Source organism: Pseudoalteromonas maricaloris (genome assembly GCF_024746855.1).
GTDB lineage: Bacteria > Pseudomonadota > Gammaproteobacteria > Enterobacterales > Alteromonadaceae > Pseudoalteromonas > Pseudoalteromonas maricaloris.
Window position 1 is genome coordinate 3,346,043 of the sequence record NZ_CP024625.1, and the last position, 16,762, is coordinate 3,362,804.

19 protein-coding genes are annotated in these 16,762 nt (G+C 41.7%); 9 read left to right on the top strand and 10 right to left on the bottom strand.

What is annotated here, in order from left to right:
- Positions 1-72 precede the first annotated feature (72 nt).
- Together mltF and CTT31_RS14765 are read left to right on the top strand one after the other, a co-directional pair.
- The gene (mltF, locus tag CTT31_RS14760; RefSeq protein WP_260491522.1) at positions 73-1,503 is read left to right on the top strand and encodes a membrane-bound lytic murein transglycosylase MltF; all 1,431 of its coding nucleotides are present in this window, start codon (positions 73-75) and stop codon (positions 1,501-1,503) included.
- Positions 1,504-1,632: 129 nt separating this feature from the next.
- Positions 1,633-1,815 (top strand): hypothetical protein, encoded by a 183-nt coding sequence (locus CTT31_RS14765; RefSeq protein ID WP_010374594.1) that lies wholly within the window; start codon positions 1,633-1,635, stop codon positions 1,813-1,815.
- Here the strand turns inward: CTT31_RS14765 and tadA are convergent.
- The gene (gene tadA / locus CTT31_RS14770; protein WP_010374591.1) at positions 1,812-2,312 is read right to left on the bottom strand and encodes a tRNA adenosine(34) deaminase TadA; all 501 of its coding nucleotides are present in this window, start codon (positions 2,310-2,312) and stop codon (positions 1,812-1,814) included. The two genes, CTT31_RS14765 and tadA, sit on opposite strands and share 4 nt — an antisense overlap.
- Positions 2,313-2,571: 259 nt before the next feature.
- On the opposite strand from tadA, the gene CTT31_RS14775 reads away from it, so the two are divergent.
- Positions 2,572-3,876 (top strand): inosine/guanosine kinase, encoded by a 1,305-nt coding sequence (locus tag CTT31_RS14775; RefSeq protein ID WP_010374590.1) that lies wholly within the window; start codon positions 2,572-2,574, stop codon positions 3,874-3,876.
- An 82-nt stretch (positions 3,877-3,958) separates the two neighbouring features.
- On the opposite strand, the gene glsB is transcribed toward CTT31_RS14775, so the two are convergent.
- The 7 genes from glsB to rplU all read right to left on the bottom strand — a co-directional run bounded on the left by glsB (position 3,959) and on the right by rplU (position 8,795).
- Positions 3,959-4,876 carry a glutaminase B gene (gene glsB / locus CTT31_RS14780; protein WP_010374588.1) on the bottom strand — a complete coding sequence of 306 codons (918 nt, stop codon included), beginning with the start codon at positions 4,874-4,876 and terminating at the stop codon, positions 3,959-3,961.
- 86 nt (positions 4,877-4,962) lie between these two features.
- Positions 4,963-5,319 carry a ribosome hibernation-promoting factor, HPF/YfiA family gene (gene hpf / locus CTT31_RS14785; protein WP_010374586.1) on the bottom strand — a complete coding sequence of 119 codons (357 nt, stop codon included), beginning with the start codon at positions 5,317-5,319 and terminating at the stop codon, positions 4,963-4,965.
- 229 nt (positions 5,320-5,548) lie between these two features.
- Positions 5,549-5,920: a DUF3718 domain-containing protein gene (locus CTT31_RS14790; RefSeq protein WP_211858548.1), complete on the bottom strand. Its 372-nt coding sequence runs from the start codon at positions 5,918-5,920 to the stop codon at positions 5,549-5,551.
- A 79-nt stretch (positions 5,921-5,999) separates the two neighbouring features.
- Positions 6,000-6,491 carry a type 3 dihydrofolate reductase gene (gene folA, locus CTT31_RS14795; RefSeq protein ID WP_069022784.1) on the bottom strand — a complete coding sequence of 164 codons (492 nt, stop codon included), beginning with the start codon at positions 6,489-6,491 and terminating at the stop codon, positions 6,000-6,002.
- Between the two features lie 379 nt (positions 6,492-6,870).
- Complete coding sequence (cgtA, locus tag CTT31_RS14800; protein ID WP_260491523.1) at positions 6,871-8,037, bottom strand: Obg family GTPase CgtA; 1,167 nt, start codon at positions 8,035-8,037, stop codon at positions 6,871-6,873.
- A 169-nt stretch (positions 8,038-8,206) separates the two neighbouring features.
- Positions 8,207-8,464 (bottom strand): 50S ribosomal protein L27, encoded by a 258-nt coding sequence (gene rpmA, locus CTT31_RS14805; protein WP_010374578.1) that lies wholly within the window; start codon positions 8,462-8,464, stop codon positions 8,207-8,209.
- A gap of 19 nt (positions 8,465-8,483) precedes the next feature.
- Entirely contained in the window at positions 8,484-8,795 is a 312-nt protein-coding gene (gene rplU / locus CTT31_RS14810) for a 50S ribosomal protein L21 (protein WP_010374575.1), read from the bottom strand.
- Positions 8,796-9,224: 429 nt separating this feature from the next.
- Between rplU and ispB the strand changes: the two genes are divergently transcribed.
- Entirely contained in the window at positions 9,225-10,196 is a 972-nt protein-coding gene (gene ispB, locus CTT31_RS14815) for an octaprenyl diphosphate synthase (protein ID WP_211858552.1), read from the top strand.
- 49 nt (positions 10,197-10,245) lie between these two features.
- Here the strand turns inward: ispB and CTT31_RS14820 are convergent, their stop codons facing one another.
- The gene (locus tag CTT31_RS14820; protein WP_010379401.1) at positions 10,246-10,518 is read right to left on the bottom strand and encodes an oxidative damage protection protein; all 273 of its coding nucleotides are present in this window, start codon (positions 10,516-10,518) and stop codon (positions 10,246-10,248) included.
- 65 nt (positions 10,519-10,583) lie between these two features.
- Positions 10,584-11,645, bottom strand: coding sequence for an A/G-specific adenine glycosylase (mutY, locus tag CTT31_RS14825; protein WP_039491416.1), 1,062 nt, complete (start codon positions 11,643-11,645; stop codon positions 10,584-10,586).
- A 144-nt stretch (positions 11,646-11,789) separates the two neighbouring features.
- Here mutY and trmB point away from each other — a divergent pair, with 144 nt between their 5' ends.
- The 5 genes from trmB to arcA all read left to right on the top strand — a co-directional run bounded on the left by trmB (position 11,790) and on the right by arcA (position 16,756).
- Entirely contained in the window at positions 11,790-12,515 is a 726-nt protein-coding gene (gene trmB, locus CTT31_RS14830; RefSeq protein WP_211858554.1) for a tRNA (guanosine(46)-N7)-methyltransferase TrmB, read from the top strand.
- Positions 12,516-12,595: 80 nt separating this feature from the next.
- Entirely contained in the window at positions 12,596-13,624 is a 1,029-nt protein-coding gene (locus CTT31_RS14835) for a methyltransferase (protein WP_211858558.1), read from the top strand.
- 164 nt (positions 13,625-13,788) lie between these two features.
- On the top strand, positions 13,789-15,411 hold the full coding sequence (locus tag CTT31_RS14840; RefSeq protein ID WP_039491421.1) for a sensor histidine kinase: 1,623 nt from the start codon (positions 13,789-13,791) through the stop codon (positions 15,409-15,411).
- A complete protein-coding gene (locus CTT31_RS14845; RefSeq protein WP_010379409.1) occupies positions 15,408-15,929 on the top strand; it encodes a YfiR family protein in 522 nt (173 codons plus the stop codon). The genes CTT31_RS14840 and CTT31_RS14845 overlap by 4 nt, the downstream gene beginning before the upstream one ends.
- A gap of 107 nt (positions 15,930-16,036) precedes the next feature.
- On the top strand, positions 16,037-16,756 hold the full coding sequence (gene arcA, locus CTT31_RS14850; protein WP_010379411.1) for a two-component system response regulator ArcA: 720 nt from the start codon (positions 16,037-16,039) through the stop codon (positions 16,754-16,756).
- Positions 16,757-16,762 lie beyond the last annotated feature (6 nt).

Sequence of the window (16,762 nt, forward strand, 5' to 3'; positions counted from 1 at the left end):
TTAATTCGGCTTTTGCAATTATGATTTTGCTGCGGTAAGTTGGGATTTCGAGCGCAAAAGAGAACCTAGGTCATGTTTAAATACGTCTTTATGTGCTTTGTTGTCATCTGTTTAGTTGGGTGCGACAAAGCCCCTCTTAATCAGTTGCAACATGTAAAACAAAATAAGGTATTACGTGTTGGCACGCTCGCGGGCCCGGGAAACTACTACCAAGGCACCACTGGAGAACAAGGGTTCGAATATGAACTGGCGAGTGAATTTGCCAATGAGCTTGGTGTTGAATTACACATTGTTCCTTACTTTAACTTAGATGAGTTGTTTGCAAGGCTAGATGCCGGAGACTTAGATATCGTCGCCTCCGCGGTGAGCTTTCACCCATCAAGAACAGCGCAATATCGTTTTGGCCCAACGTATAGAATGATCAGTCAAAAACTCGTGTACAAACAAGGGAGAGAGTGGCCAAGAGACTTTGATGATATTAAAGCGCCAATTACCGTACTTGCACACAGCAATCATGTTATTGCGCTTGAAGAGGCGAAAACAAGCCACCCTCATTTGAGTTGGGAGGTTGTTTCAGATAAAGGTGAGGAAGAGCTGCTTCAGGCCATCATTGATGGAGAGATTGACTACACCATTACAGACTCACATTCACTGGCCCTATTTAGACGCTACCACCCGACCGTCAGTATTGCGTTTTCAGTTACAAAAGATGAACATGTGGCGTGGATGATGCGTAACGAAAAAGACGATTCGTTATATGCATTGCTGCCTGCATTTTTCGCTCGAGTACAGCAAAACAACTTTTTGGCCACACTCGAAGAGAAGTATTTTGGTCATATCGAAGAGTTTAACTATGTAAACACCCTAGCTTTTGTCGAAGCTGTACATAGTACCTTACCCACCTATCTCAAGTGGTTCAAAAGTTATTCGAAACAGCACAATATCGATTGGCGTTTGCTGGCTGCAGTCAGCTATCAAGAATCAATGTGGGATCCCAGAGCTAAGTCTCCAACTGGGGTTCGTGGCATTATGATGCTAACGCAACCCACAGCTAAAAAAGTTGGCGTGACAAACCGCCTCAATGCCCAACAAAATATTGAAGGTGGTGCCAAATATCTACGTATTTTATTTGACCGTATGCCTGAAGAAATACAGCAGCCCGATAGTACTTGGCTTGCCCTTGCTTCTTACAATGTAGGCTGGGGCCATGTACGAGATGCACGCAACATTACTGCGGATCAAGGTGGCGATCCGAATAACTGGGCAGATGTTAAAAAACGACTACCGCTACTTACTAAAAAGCGCTACTATCGAAATACAAGATATGGATATGCTCGTGGTGATGTTGCGGTAACGTATGTAGATAATATTCGCCGCTATTATGATGCACTTGTGTGGTTGGAAGACAACGGTGCACTCCTACCTGATAGCAGTAAAGCCTCTTCGCAAACGACTCCGGTTGATAATTCGGACAAAGCCAGTGAAGTCGAGAAGCAACAGTAATTTATATTTACTAAACTGGCTTGATAAATGCTTCAAAAGGTCATAAATCTGTCATAGGCATAGCGTATTTATACTAAATTAATATTTGGGGGCATTACCCCCACCTAATCTCTCACATTCGGAGGTTCTATGTTGAGAAGACGTCGGAATCATCAATTTAAACGTAACACCAAATACACGTCGCCAAATCGCCGTCGTGTAATGATGAAAAATGCACACCGTAAAATGCTCTTGCGCCATCGTATTTTTGCGCTAATTCAAATGGAAGAGCAAAGGGACGCAAAAACAGCCACAGCGGTAGTACAGCCTTAAGTACTACCGTTTTTCAACTTTTTTGCTGCTTTAATCTCTTGGCGTCTGCGCTTAAAAAATGCAGACAGCTTTTCGCCACATACTTCACCCAATACGCCCGATGTAACTTCTAGTTGGTGGTTCAGCTTTTCGTGCTGTAACAAGTTCATTATCGAACCAGCCGCACCCGTTTTTGCATCAGAGGCACCAAACACCACTCGGCTCAAGCGGCTATGAACCAGTAAACCGGCACACATAGGACATGGCTCAAGCGTCACATATAAAGTGCAATCAATCAGCCGATAATTTTCAACGACTTTGCCAGCTTCTCTAATAGCCATCATTTCAGCGTGAGCCGAAGGATCATGACAGGTAATTGAACGGTTCCAACCCGCAGCTATCATTTCACCATCTTTCACTACAACAGCACCGACTGGAATTTCGTTTTCGGCTTCAGCTTTGTCAGCAAATGCTAACGCCATTCTCATCCAATATTGATCATCTTTTACTTCTGACATGATAATTTTATTGTCGTCCTCACCTAAAATGGAGTATATCACCTCCAGCAGAGCTCTGGTTAAGCTGCTATTCTTAAATAATCATAGTCACCATTACAGCTGCTTTTATAAGCAAACTCAGGATGTTACCAACATCTTTTTAATATTTTGCGGACATTATTGATAATTTTCGCAATTTTGCCGTGGCTCACAGGGTTGGATTTACGCTATAATTCGCCGCTTTTTTTATTTCGTAAGCTCAAAAACACACGGGTAGAATATGAAATTTCCGGGACGCCGTAGGCATAAACACTATTTTCCGGTGGAAGATAAAGATCCGCTTATTAACCAGTTACACGCTGATGATCGGCTAAAAAGGAGCTATATCTGTGGTATAGATCAAATCGTCGTTGATATCGAAGCGAAAGTGGATCAAGCTTTTCTTGATGAATTCCACTTACAGCGTGGTATGTCACAAGTGATAGACAATGATGTCACCAACGCCCTTTATGATAGGCTAAAACGTGATGACATGATCGACTATGAATTTGCTGGCGGTACCATAGGTAACACCATGCACAACTATTCAGTGCTAGCGGATGACCGCTCAGTTCTGCTTGGGGTGATGAGTGAAAACATAAAGATTGGCAGCTACGCCTATAAATTTTTATGTAACACCTCAAGCCGAGTTGATCTGGACTACTTGCAGCCAGTTGATGGCCCTATTGGTCGTTGTTTTACGCTTATCGATGACAGTGGTGAGCGAACTTTTGCTATCAGCGCAGGATTAATGAACCACCTACGTCCTGAGTCTATTTGCCAAACGCTTATCGAAGAATCATCGGCGTTAGTGATCAGCGCTTATTTGATGCGCACGAGTGGCGACGAAACCATGACACAAGCAACGATGCAGGCGGTTGAGTATGCCAATAATGCTGGCATACCCGTAGTATTGACGCTTGGCACTAAGTTCTTAATTGAACAAGACCCCAAGTGGTGGGCTGACTTCGTTGCTAAACATGTTGATATCCTTGCAATGAATGAAGAAGAAGGTGAGGCAATCACAGGCTTTAGCGATCCACTTCTCGCCGCAGATAAAGCACTGGACTGGGTTGATTTGGTCATTTGTACCGCAGGCCCTAAAGGGCTGTTTATGGCGGGTTATGTTGATGACAGCTGCAAGCGTGTGACTGAATACCCGTTGCTGCCTGGTGCTATTCCTGAATTTAATCGCTACGAATTCTCACGCGCGATGAAAAAAGCCCAATGTGAACAACCGATCAGAGCATACAGCCATACCGCTCCTTACATGGGTGGACCGGATATCATCAAGAATACGAATGGTGCCGGTGACTGTGCCCTTGCCGCTGTTCTGCATGATATTTGCGCCAATGAATATCATAAGCTAAATGTCCCAAACTCGGCGAAGCATGAACAAAGTGCTATTACCTATTCATCTTTGGCACAGATAAGCAAATATGCAAACCGTGCAAGCTATGAGGTACTCGTTCAGCATTCACCCAGATTATCTCGAGGCCTACCTGAGCGTGAAGACTCACTAGAGCAATCATACTGGGAACAATAACGATCCTTAGACTGTTTAGGATTGGTAAAATAGCGACTTCGGTCGCTATTTTTATATCATCTAGTGTGTATATTACTTGCTATCAAAAAATAGCAGTACCAAGTTCATTGGATAGATATTCTAATGCCGCGATCCCAGCCAAAGAGTTACCAACTTTATCAAGCCCAGGCGACCAGACCGAAATTGTAAAACGATTCGGCACAATAGCGATTATTGCCCCCCCGACACCTGACTTGCCAGGCATTCCTACTCGATAACCAAAGTCACCTGCTGCATCGTAAAGACCACTCGTAAACAACAGCGAGTTCATTTGCTTGGTTTGTTTTTTGGTTAGTATCCGCTGTTTTGATAAGTTGCAGTAACCCTGACTAGACAGATAGGAAAATGACTTCGCTAACTCAGTGGTATTCATTTCAATTGCACAAAAATTGAAATATGACCACAACACATCCTCGACTTCATTATTAAAATTGCCAAATGACTTCATCAAATAAGCCATCGCTGCATTTCTATACCTGTGATCATACTCAGACTGCGCCACAACCTTATTAATACACAGCTTGTCGTTACCAGACATCGCTCTGTAGCTTTCTAGCATGGTATGAATTGGAGCAGATAAACGAGAGTACAGCGCATCACAAGTTACAATGGCACCTGCATTTATAAAGGGATTTCTTGGAATACCATTTTCGAACTCAAGCTGGGTTAAGGAGTTAAAAGCAGTACCCGAAGGCTCTTTCCCTACCCGACTCCACAACTCGTCACCATAGCGCTGCAGTGCTAGCGTCAATGTCATTACTTTGGATACTGATTGAATTGTAAATCTGGCTTCAGTATCTCCAGCACTAAATGTTTCGCCATCTACCGTGTGCAGTGAAACAGAAAATTGTTCTAACGGCTGCTCAGCTAAAGCGGGAATATAGTTAGCAACTTTGCCTTGGCGTAACAACGGTTGAACTCGCTGTGCAGCCTGCTCTAAAATTTCTTGGTAATTTGGCATATGCTCGTAATTAAGGCTAGCTAGGATGATTGGAGAAGTGTATCAAAAAAGGCCCCGTAGGGCCTGATGTTTATCTGAAACTAAGGTTATTTCAGTTCCATTTCTTGAATAATCTCGTGCGCAATAGGTGGCGTTGTACTCACCGGCTTCTGATGTTTATTGGCTTTTAACTGACCTTTTCGGTGCTTCAAAGCTGCATCAAGCTTTTTAGACGCTTTAGCAATAGCAGGATACATCACTTCGTCTTCACCTTTTACTGATATTCGGCTACCTGCGTAGTTTGTACTTATCTCCGTATAAAATTGTTTGTGTTCTTTGCTGACGATGATGTCTAGGGATAACAACGACGGAAAATGGTTAGCGATCTTGGCAAACTTTTCATGAACGTGGTTTTTAACAGCATCGGTTACATCTACGTGATGGCCAGATAAATTAATCTTCATATGCAATCCTTCTTTTGCGTTTACCCTTAACAATAGTATTGGCACGATTGCTCGATTTCTCAAGAGCCTTAGCAGAAATTTATTACAAAATTTGGAAGGAAGCTGATTCTAATCAAAAAATAAATAAGGAGAATTAGTGAGGCCTTTGATCTCAAATGTATGTTTATTAGAACTCAGGCATAAAAAAAGCCCTAGCAAGGGCTCTTTTCATATTGCGTAAACTTTACAATTAAAGGCCTGCACGCTCTTTGATGACAGCAATCAATGCTGAATCACCGTGGTTTGACTCAGCCCATGCTAACTCTTTACCATCTTCTAGCGCGCTTTTTGGAATACTTTTAATAATGTACTCGCCCGAATCGACTGCGTTGCTAGCAATAGCATGTCTAAGTAAGTTATTACCGTTGCACTGGATTGCATCGTAAACATTACGCATTTTGAGGCGTGATGTTTTCAAAGCGTTACGAATGCGATTTTTATCGTCCGCTGCGATATATTCACATATAGAAAGCGCCAACTGATCGTTTGCACTTACTGGCTTGCTGAAAGAAAAAGCTGCAACAGCGATAGAAGCTGACAGTAGCACGGTAGTTAATTTCATTACACAGACCCTTTAATACTTTATTCGTAGCATATAACTGGCTATATTTTAGCAACCTAAACAATTGTTAGCAAGAAACTCATAGTTTTTTGTTCAGAGTTACGAATTTATAACTATGGTTATTTCTTTCATCAGGTTCGTTACACTCAGTTTCAAGCACTTCCCATTCAGCAACTTGCTCGTAGTCTGGAAATTGAGTATCTCCTTCAACTTCTAAATCGATGAAGGTCAAATAGAGCCGCTGAGCATAAGGCAGAAATATGTCATATATATGACCACCACCAATTATCATAATTTCGTCACAACCCCTAACAGCACTAAGTGCGGCTTCAGGCGAAGCGAGGACTTCAATACCTTCTTGAGTATAGTCAAGATTTCTGGATATCACTATGTTTCTACGACCAGGAAGAGGCCTTCCAATAGACTCAAATGTCTTTCGGCCCATAATCACAGGTTTACCTAGCGTAACCTTTTTGAAATGTTGAAGATCTGCAGGCAAGTGCCACGGCATATCGTTATCTTTTCCGATAATACGGTTATTTGCCATCGCAGCTATCATTGAAATTACCACAACGCACCTTTATAGTATTTTAGTATTAGTTTATACACACAATTAGCATGCAAGATGTTTGATTAACCTGAACTCGAGATAAGAAGTAAGTTAATCCACTAAAATCACTAAGCTCAAAAGCGTAGTATCACTCTTGCCAGAAGTTATTTCTTAATACAAGGCAAATTTGTGCGTCAATAGCTGGCCTATTGCAAACAAATTTAACGCAGTAGTAAGGGATAACAGCTGCTAGAGAACAAGTTGTTATCCCGAGTTCAGGTTGATTAGTATATCATCTTCAACAGAATTGCGGCGAGAATACTGAGTTGAAGTAATATACTGTTCAAATAGGCATAAAAAAGGCCCATATATGGGCCTCTCAGAATAAATTCAATGTAACTTAACGCTCGTAAATAACTTCAACATCGTAGTCGTCGTCATCCCAGTCATCCCAGTCATCCCAGTCATCATCGTCGCTCTTATCATTTTTAGTTGCATGTCTGTGGTATGTGTCCCACTTAAATTCAACTTCTTCTTGCTGCTCTTCTTCGAATTTATCTTTTGGCATGCTTTCAAGAAGGTTCATGATATCAAAGCACAAAGGTTGCGTATTTAACTTGTTTGCAGCAGAGATCATATAAAAGTTTTCTGCGTCTAGCTCTTCAGCAATACGAGCGCATATTTCTTCTCTTTCTTCTTCAAGCAATAAATCCACTTTATTTAGCACTAACCAACGAGGCTTTTCCGCTAATTTAGGGCTGTACTGATGCAGTTCGTTAATAATAGCGAAGCCATTCTCTACAGGATCACTACCGTCAACCGGCATCACATCAATAATGTGTAATAACACCCGACAGCGCTCTAAATGCTTTAAGAAACGAATACCAAGGCCTGCACCGTCAGCGGCACCTTCAATTAAGCCTGGGATATCAGCAATTACAAATGACTTGCTCGCTTCAGGTCTTACAACACCTAAATTAGGCACTAGCGTGGTAAATGGATAGTCAGCGACTTTTGGTTTAGCGGCAGATACACTGCGGATAAACGTAGATTTACCGGCATTTGGCAAACCTAACAAACCAACGTCTGCAAGCAGCATTAATTCTAAGCGAAGGTTACGAACTTCACCTTGAGTACCCAGCGTTTTCTGTCTTGGTGCGCGATTAGTACTTGACTTAAAACGCGTATTACCAAGACCATGATACCCACCTTTCGCTACGATCAGCTTTTGTCCGTTTTTGGTCAAATCGCCTAAACACTCTTCAGTATCGACATCTGTAACTCTTGTACCAACTGGTACCTTAAGTACTAAGTCCTGACCTTTTTTACCGGTACAATTACGGCCTTGACCATTGGTACCACGCTCAGCCCTGTGAAAGCGTTCAAACTGATAGTCGATAAGCGTATTTAAATTTTCATCAGCCTGCAGGAATACACTACCGCCATCGCCACCATCACCACCGTCTGGGCCACCATCTGGCACAAACTTTTCGCGGCGGAATGAAACGACACCACTGCCCCCATCTCCGGCTTCCGCTCTAATCTCTACTTCATCGACAAACTTCATGGTTTAAACTCTTTAACTCTGTCTGAATTCACTACACCATTATAGCAGCAGCGACAAATCGCTCCTAATACCAATTGTATTAATACGCCTTGATATAGCTAATTTGGTAATTGATGTGCTGAAAACAAAAAACCCCGCCTAAGCGGGGTTTTTTAGTATTTAATACCGATTACTCAGCAACGATGCTAACGTATTTACGGTTTAAAGGACCTTTCTGCTCAAAAACAACTTTACCGTCTGCTTTTGCGAAGATTGTGTGGTCTTTACCGATACCTGCGTTAGAACCAGCGTGGAACTTAGTACCACGTTGACGAACGATGATGCTACCCGCTAGAACTGATTCGCCACCAAAACGTTTAACACCTAAGCGTTTACTTTCTGAATCGCGACCGTTACGAGTACTACCAGCTGCCTTCTTATGTGCCATCTTTCTGTACCTCTAAAAATTAAGCGCTAATGCCAGTGATTTTAACTTCAGTGAACCACTGACGGTGGCCCATCTGCTTACGAGAATGCTTACGACGTCTAAACTTAACAATCTTAATCTTCTCGCCACGACCGTGAGATACAACTTCAGCTGTAATTTTACCACCGTTAACAAACGGTGCACCGATCTCGATCTTTTCACCATCAGCAATTAGAAGTACTGAATCAAATTCAACTGCTGCACCAGTTTCAACGTTTAGCTTTTCTAAACGAATTGTTTGACCTTCAGTCACACGGTGCTGTTTACCACCACTTTGGAAAACCGCGTACATAATTAACTCCGTCTGTGCGCCCTCAAATCGACGCAACTTAATATTCTTCAATAGGGCGCGAAGTTTACGCTAATGCGTATCTTGGCGCAAGAGTAAATTTGAAGAAAGTGAATAAAATTTAGCTCGTATGAGGGCAATCAAATATTTTCCCCTATTCTAGTCAAAAAAATGTCAAAGCCAAGCTCTTTTTTCTCTCAATTCATCAGACAAATCATCAGACAAAAGGCGAATCTATAGTTTACCTAATACAGTACCAAATGAGATTTTACTGTACCTATTTCACCCATTACGCGACCATCAAAAGCACAAAAAGTAAGCATAAAAACGTTTTTTTATAAGCAACTACGACAATTTATCGAGTCGATGATTTTTTTGTAGTACAATCGCCGAGTTTATTCATTTTCGGTTAATAGATTGGCTCGGAGCGCAATGGATATAAAAACTATCCAAAATTTGGTTGAGCAAGATATGCTTGACGTCAACCAACTTATACATCAACAAATGCAATCTGATGTTGCACTTGTAAAACAGCTAGGTTTATACATTGTAAATAGCGGAGGAAAACGCATCCGCCCAATGTTAGCCCTTTTGGCTGCACGAGCATTAGGTTACGAAGGTGATAAACACATCACACTAGCGACAATTGTAGAGTTTATTCACACAGCAACCTTACTCCACGATGACGTGGTTGATGAGTCATTACTGCGCCGTGGAGAACCGACTGCAAATGCTGAATTTGGAAATGCGGCAAGCGTATTAGTTGGTGACTTTATCTACACTCGTTCATTCCAGTTGATGGTTGGTCTTGGTAATATGGAAGTCATGCAGATCCTAGCGGATGCAACCAATATTATCGCTGAGGGCGAAGTGTTACAGCTAATGAACTGTAATGACCCAGATACAACTGAAAAGAGTTATATGCAGGTTATCTACAGCAAAACGGCGAAGCTATTTGAAGCTGCAACTTTACTACCCGCTGTAGTGCTAGAGCAATCAGACGAAATTAAAACTGCGCTTAAGCTTTACGGTATGCATTTAGGCACAGCCTTCCAACTTGTAGACGATATTCTTGACTACAGTGCTAACGCAGAATTGCTGGGTAAGAATATTGGTGATGATCTCGCCGAGGGTAAACCTACGCTTCCGCTTATTTATGCAATGCAGCATGCAACTGCTCAGCAAACAGCTCAGATCAGAACAGCAATAGAAAGTGGTAATGGGCTTGATTATCTTGACGATATTTTAGCAACACTAGCCGAAACCAAAGCACTTGACTTCACGATGGCTAAAGCCCAAGAAGAAGCCCAAAAAGCGATTGCACAATTGAGCGTTTTACCTGACTCAGTGCATAAAGAAGCACTGATAGGACTTGCCAAGCTTTCTGTGGATAGAGAGTATTAATCGTCCCCTAGCCAGTTTATGAGCTATAAAAAGGTCGCTGATGCGACCTTTATTTTTCTGGTGGCCTGTAGCCTTCAATTTCGACTTCTTTATCTTCAAACAAAAAGCCGACCATCTGCTCTTCAAGCATTTGCCTGTGCTCAGGATCCATCATATTAAGATGCTTTTCGTTGATTAGCATAGTTTGCTTATGCTGCCATTGCTGCCAAGCTTCTTTGGAGATGTTATTAAATATACGTTCACCAACTTCTCCTGGATACAGTTGAAAATCCAGTCCAGGCGCTTCCTTTTGTAACTTTTGACAAAATACCGTACGTGCCATGAGTATCTACCTCTTCAATTTTAATCGTGCACTCAATGAGAGTCAGCACCAGTGATAGCGTCAGTTTACCCTATTGCGGTTAATACTTTAACCAACTTTTTAGTCGGCGCAGCGAGCCCAACCTCTGGCGGGTTATGAGTATCGAACCACAGCAATTGCTGATCATGCACACAATCTGGCATACTTTTTACTTCTACAACCACGGGGGTAATAGTTAACTCAAAATGCGTAAAAATATGCACAAAGGGTTCAAGTGTATTTGTACATTCAAGTTTAAGTTCTTGCTGCTTAATAAACGCGTCTAACTCATCTTGCTCTGCAAACTCAAAAAAGCCGAATAACCCACCCCATATTCCACTCGAAGGGCGCTTCTCCATCAAAACTTTATCACCACATTTAATTATTAAGTGGTGAGTACGCTTTTTTGGTTTCTCTTTTTTGGGTTTAGGGTTTGGAAACTCTTTAACCCGATTATTTTTGAACGCCGAACATTCCTCAACAAGTGGGCAAACATCACAGTTTGGCTTACTTCTGGTACATACGCCTGAACCTAAATCCATCATAGCCTGATTAAACGCTCTTACATCACCGCTTGGCGTGACAGCATCACTCAAAGACCATAACTGATTTTCGACCTTTTTTACTCCGTACCAGCCCTCAACCATATAAAACCTAGCTAAGACCCGCTTAACATTACCATCGAGTATTGGATGATGCTGACCAAGCGCAAGAGAGAGTATCGCACCTGCGGTAGAGCGACCAATGCCCGGTAAGTCCATCACCGCTTCTAATGTTTGTGGGAATTCACCTTTATAGCTATCTCTGATCACTTTTGCAGCTTTATGAAGGTTTCTTGCTCTGGCGTAATAACCAAGCCCAGTCCAATGGTGTAACACTTCATCTTCCGGTGCATCGGCCAATGCAATTACTGTTGGGAAGCGCGCCATAAAGCGCTCAAAATAAGGAATAACTGTGGTTACTTGAGTCTGCTGTAACATCACCTCTGAAATCCATACTTTATACGGTGTTTTTCCGAGTTGCCACGGCAGTGTTTTTCTACCATGAAGGTGATACCAAGACACAACTTGCTCACCAAACCACTTAGCTTGTTGCTGGCTAACTTTCATAAACTTGACTAGTACTTGCTACAAAAGCCGCCAGTGTAATCACAATTGCTTTAATAGTCACCACGTAAAATTTCACTCTATACTTGTTTATTGCCAACTGAATGACGATAATGTGCGACCATTTTCACGAGCATAGAAATGACCATGAACGAATCAAGCAAAAGTGCGCTCGAACAGGCGCAGGAAGAAGGCAAGTACATCAGAAAAGTGCGTAGCTTTGTTAAGCGTGAAGGACGTCTTACTAAAGGCCAAGCAGCATCGCTAGAAAAATGCTGGCCAACAATGGGACTGGAGCACCAACAAGGTTTGCTAGACTTTACAGAAGTATTTGGTAACAGCAATGAAGTCGTTCTTGAGATTGGATTTGGGATGGGCAAGTCTCTCGTTGAGATGGCAAAAAATAACCCACAACAAAACTTTATTGGCATAGAAGTACACCGTCCAGGTGTAGGTGCTTGCTTGATGGATGCAGATGAACAAGGCATCACTAACTTACGTGTTTTTGAACACGATGCAGTTGAAATCTTAGCGGATTGTATCGCTGATGGCAGCCTTGCTAAATTACAGCTATTCTTCCCTGATCCATGGCATAAAAAGCGTCACCACAAACGTCGCATCGTACAACTTGAATTTGCTGAGAAAATACGCCAAAAGCTTAAAGTAGGTGGCGTGTTCCATATGGCAACTGACTGGGAAAACTATGCCGAGCATATGCTTGAAGTGATGAGTGCAGCACCTGGTTATAAAAACCAGTCGCAAAGCAATGATTATGTTCCTCGTCCAGACTTTAGACCGCTTACTAAGTTTGAGCAACGAGGCCATCGTTTAGGACATGGCGTTTGGGATTTAATGTTCGAGCGTACTAGCTAAACACCCACTCTTTATAATGGAGCGGCTCAACAGGCTGCTTCATCGCCCAGCTATTTGAGTACATTCACTAGGAGTTAGCGTTGCAGTTTACCAACCCAAGTTTATTACTACTTCGTAATGAAGAAGAGCTTATTGCCAACAATATTCTGGTTATTAACCATCAGCGCGATGGCTTCCTACGTGAATTAAAAGCGCTCAATCCAAGTTCGGCAATTCATGCGTTTAGTTTCGATTTTGCAGACCACCTTCACGCAGATAAAATCGCCGACGTTAAGAGCTATGTAGATCATCAATTACCGCAGTTACAAGATATTGATTTAGTTATTTATTATTACCCTAAATCAAAACCTGAAGCGCAAATGGTATTTGATAATATTCGTCACTTGAGCACGGCTGAAACTAGGTTACTCGTTGTTGGCGAAAACAAAAGTGGGGTGAAAAGTGCAGAAAAGCAACTTAAAGAGCACGCTGCACACTGTTATAAATTAGAAAGCGCAAAACACTGCATTTTGTATGAGTTTGATCAGCTTACTGCCAACCCAAATTTTGATTTAAGCCATTATGTACAGACATTTTCAGTGCGTATCGCCAAAACAGAGTTTACTGCCGCAAGTTTGCCAGGTGTATTTAATCATGGGAAGCTCGACGCTGGTACTCAATTATTGCTAGAAAATGTCACCCTTCCCTATAAAGGTAAAGTGTTAGATTTTGGCTGTGGTGCTGGACTTATAGCCTGCTACGCCTTATTGAACAGCCCAACTCTTAAGTTTACCTGTTTGGATGTCAATGCGCTTGCGCTGTTTGCCACGCAGCAGACTTTAGCTTTAAACAACCTCAGTGCAACTTTGCTACTTAGTGACGGTTTAAGTGAATTGAATGGTAAATTCAACCTTATTTTAAGCAATCCACCATTTCATACAGGCCTTTCAACAGACTATGATATCGCTGAGCAATTTCTACATAACATCAAGCGTCATATGGATACCAAGTCTAATATTCAGCTAGTTGCAAATAGCTTCTTAAAATACCCTCCTATTTTAGAAGCTCAGTTTGAACAGTTTGAAGTTGTCACTAAAAACACTAAATTCGCCATCTATAAAGCGCAGTAGTTTACTAACTCTAAGGTTTACTTGCTTATATCAAGTAAACCTTAACTCAAACCCACCTTTTATCTTTTCATTTTCAAAGATTTGCTCTACTTTATTATAATGAGTTATTGGATCTCAAAAGCTCTGTAGCCGCAGCTAAGGCTGATCATACAGCTGGAATAAGAATGAGTAAGCAATTAACCAAAACAAGCATAAGAAAAGTATTGATCAGCGCAGTGATGCTTGTAACCGCGCTGTGCCTCTCTTTATCCATATCTATTTCCACTTACCTTGATGTAAAAGAGCAAAAACAGCTGATCATCAATAAAATAGAGATGATAGCCGACATCGTTGCGTTCAATTCTCAGATCACAATTTTATTCGATGATCGAAAAACTGAAGATGCACGTCTAAAGTCTTTTCAACAAGTGGATATCATCAAAAACATCCATATCTATGCCATGGATGACGTAACCAACAGCCCTGTATTTTTTACCAGCTACAACGCCAGTCGAACACCACCAGTACCGCTAAAGGTTAATCAAATTGAAGAGTTAAAAACCCCCAAGGTCTCAGAAGACTACATTGAATTGATTAAACCTGTAATTTATGAGGGGAATATTGAAGGTTATGTTTATGTCCGCGGCGGTTTAGAAAGACTCTCAAACTATATAAATAAAAAAATCTTAGTAGATATCGCGCTCACCTTATTCGTACTCCTCCTCGTATTGCTAGTTTCAAGGGGGATCCAAAAGCGTATAGCGACGCCAATTGAAGGACTCTCTGCACTATTGCAGGACGTTTCAAAAAATCATAATTACAGTGCAAGAGCGCCTGGCAGCAATATTTCTGAACTAAACGTATTAGCAAATAACTTAAATATCATGTTAGCTCGCACCGAAAATCAACTTGAGCGTCATAAAGCGGATAAACAAGAGATAAAACAGCTCAACCAGAGCTTAGAAGAAAAAGTGAATCAACGCACAATTGCGCTGAGAGAGGCTAACCAAGAACTGCTGAACGCTTTAGAGCGTATGCATCAATACCAGAACCAAATCATCGAGAACGAGAAAATGGCTTCGCTGGGGCAAATGGTGGCAGGTGTTGCCCACGAGGTAAATACCCCTATCGGTTTGGGTATCACAGGCTCTACGTTGTTAAGAGATAAATTATCCGATATTCGCGAAGCGTTTCAAACAAAGTCTTTGACCTCCAAACAGTTAGAGCGCTTTGTTAACGATGGAATTGAAAATCTTGATCTCATCTACCGCAACCTAAACCGAGCGGCTGAGCTGGTTTCTAGCTTTAAGCGCCTTGCCGTAAGCCAGGATCTAGAAGTGAACTCACAAATAGATTTGTCAAACCTGCTTACTGAAGTCGTAGCATCTATGCGAGCTGAACTCTCCACAAAACAACCTGAAGTGACTATTGACTGTGACTCTGGACTTGCAATCGAAAGTAAAGCTGGACCACTACAACAAGTATTAGAACAGCTTATATCCAACTCCTTACTCCATGGTTTTAAAGATCAACAAAACAATAGCATTGCAATTACTGTGAAACCATCAATGGGACAACTTGCTATTGAATACGCAGACAACGGAATGGGTGTACCCAAAGCAATTAAAAAGCGCATCTTCGATCCGTTTGTCACAACGCGTAGAGGTGAAGGAGGAAGCGGCCTAGGTATGCATTTGGTTTATAATCTAGTAACCCAAGCACTTGGAGGCTCGATCACTTTAGATGAAGAATTTAGCCAAGGTGCTAAATTTATTATAACTCTTCCTCTGTCGGGTAATCTAAAATGAGGTTGATTAATCTAGTTATTTTGCTTTTATTTGTCTCCTTAAATACAACTGCAAAATCACCAGATCAGGTTCGTTCTGCTTTTCTCTATCAGATGGCAAAATTCGTCGAGTTTCCCGACGAAAACACAAAAACCAGTATTCAATTTTGCTTCTATTCACTTGAATCAGGGCCTGCTGCTGAACTAAAAAGTGCAACAAAGCTGAATGTGCGAGGCAAACCCATTGAGCTCGTAGAAGCAAAAAAAACGTGGAGTTATAGGGAACTTTCCAGCGCTTGCGATATCACATACATTGATGAAACTAGCGAAAATGATATACTGTCCGCTTGGACCGATACAATAGAGTCAAACATGTTGACCGTGGGCGAAAGTATTGAGTTTTTAGAAAGAGGCGGGATTGCTTCTTTGGTCCAAGAAGGGAGCAAAATTCGACTGTATATAAATAAGCAAGCACTAGAAAAACAGTACTTCATCGTGCGCTCAAGGCTGCTTGCCGTATCCAAGTTTCATCCCAACTGATTTTACTTGTTAACAATTGGATAAGCTCCTATAATCGTAAATATTCGGATTTATTATATAAGTCCGGACACATTGTAAATTATATATTCCGAAAAGGTTAATTAATAATGCAAACGCCAGTCATTCTAATTGTAGAGGATGAAGACGTAACTCGACTGAACCTCGTTAGTTTATTTGAAGCGGAAGGTTACAAAGTAATCGAAGCCATTGATGGCGATGACATGCATGACAAGTTGACATCAAATGATGATGTCAACCTTGTAATCATGGATATCAACCTTCCTGGTAAAAATGGTTTAATTTTGGCGCGTGAATTACGTCAGAAGAAAAACATCGGCCTTATTTTCCTAACAGGTCGTGACAATGATGTTGACCGCATTCTTGGTCTTGAGATTGGTGCTGATGATTACATCACAAAACCATTTAACCCGCGTGAACTAACGATTCGTGCTCGCAACCTAATCTCTCGTACTGGCACGTCTGCAGAAGAGTCAACAATTGATAGCAACGGCGTTATTACTTTTAATGGTTGGGAGTTAGATGAAAACAGTCGCTGTTTAACATCTCCAACAGGCGATTCAAAGCGTCTACCAAAAGGTGAATATCGTGCACTTCGTCTAATGCTAGATTCGCCGGGCCGCATTTTTAGCCGTGAGCAGCTTATCAAGCACATGACTGGTCGTGAACTTCGCGCAAACGACCGTACTGTTGACGTTACTATTCGTCGTATTCGTAAGCATTTCGAAACTGATAACAATACGCCTGAATTAATTAGTACAATTCACGGTGAAGGTTACCGTTTCATTGGTAAACTCGACGCTCAATAATCGTTT

Coding starts and splice junctions, on each gene's coding strand:
- mltF (WP_260491522.1), top strand. CDS start 73: ATGTTTAAATACGTCTTTATGTGCTTTGTTGTCATCTGTTTAGTTGGG.
- CTT31_RS14765 (WP_010374594.1), top strand. CDS start 1,633: ATGTTGAGAAGACGTCGGAATCATCAATTTAAACGTAACACCAAATAC.
- tadA (WP_010374591.1), bottom strand. CDS start 2,312: ATGTCAGAAGTAAAAGATGATCAATATTGGATGAGAATGGCGTTAGCA.
- CTT31_RS14775 (WP_010374590.1), top strand. CDS start 2,572: ATGAAATTTCCGGGACGCCGTAGGCATAAACACTATTTTCCGGTGGAA.
- glsB (WP_010374588.1), bottom strand. CDS start 4,876: ATGCCAAATTACCAAGAAATTTTAGAGCAGGCTGCACAGCGAGTTCAA.
- hpf (WP_010374586.1), bottom strand. CDS start 5,319: ATGAAGATTAATTTATCTGGCCATCACGTAGATGTAACCGATGCTGTT.
- CTT31_RS14790 (WP_211858548.1), bottom strand. CDS start 5,920: ATGAAATTAACTACCGTGCTACTGTCAGCTTCTATCGCTGTTGCAGCT.
- cgtA (WP_260491523.1), bottom strand. CDS start 8,037: ATGAAGTTTGTCGATGAAGTAGAGATTAGAGCGGAAGCCGGAGATGGG.
- rpmA (WP_010374578.1), bottom strand. CDS start 8,464: ATGGCACATAAGAAGGCAGCTGGTAGTACTCGTAACGGTCGCGATTCA.
- rplU (WP_010374575.1), bottom strand. CDS start 8,795: ATGTACGCGGTTTTCCAAAGTGGTGGTAAACAGCACCGTGTGACTGAA.
- ispB (WP_211858552.1), top strand. CDS start 9,225: ATGGATATAAAAACTATCCAAAATTTGGTTGAGCAAGATATGCTTGAC.
- CTT31_RS14820 (WP_010379401.1), bottom strand. CDS start 10,518: ATGGCACGTACGGTATTTTGTCAAAAGTTACAAAAGGAAGCGCCTGGA.
- mutY (WP_039491416.1), bottom strand. CDS start 11,645: ATGAAAGTTAGCCAGCAACAAGCTAAGTGGTTTGGTGAGCAAGTTGTG.
- trmB (WP_211858554.1), top strand. CDS start 11,790: ATGAACGAATCAAGCAAAAGTGCGCTCGAACAGGCGCAGGAAGAAGGC.
- CTT31_RS14840 (WP_039491421.1), top strand. CDS start 13,789: ATGAGTAAGCAATTAACCAAAACAAGCATAAGAAAAGTATTGATCAGC.
- CTT31_RS14845 (WP_010379409.1), top strand. CDS start 15,408: ATGAGGTTGATTAATCTAGTTATTTTGCTTTTATTTGTCTCCTTAAAT.
- arcA (WP_010379411.1), top strand. CDS start 16,037: ATGCAAACGCCAGTCATTCTAATTGTAGAGGATGAAGACGTAACTCGA.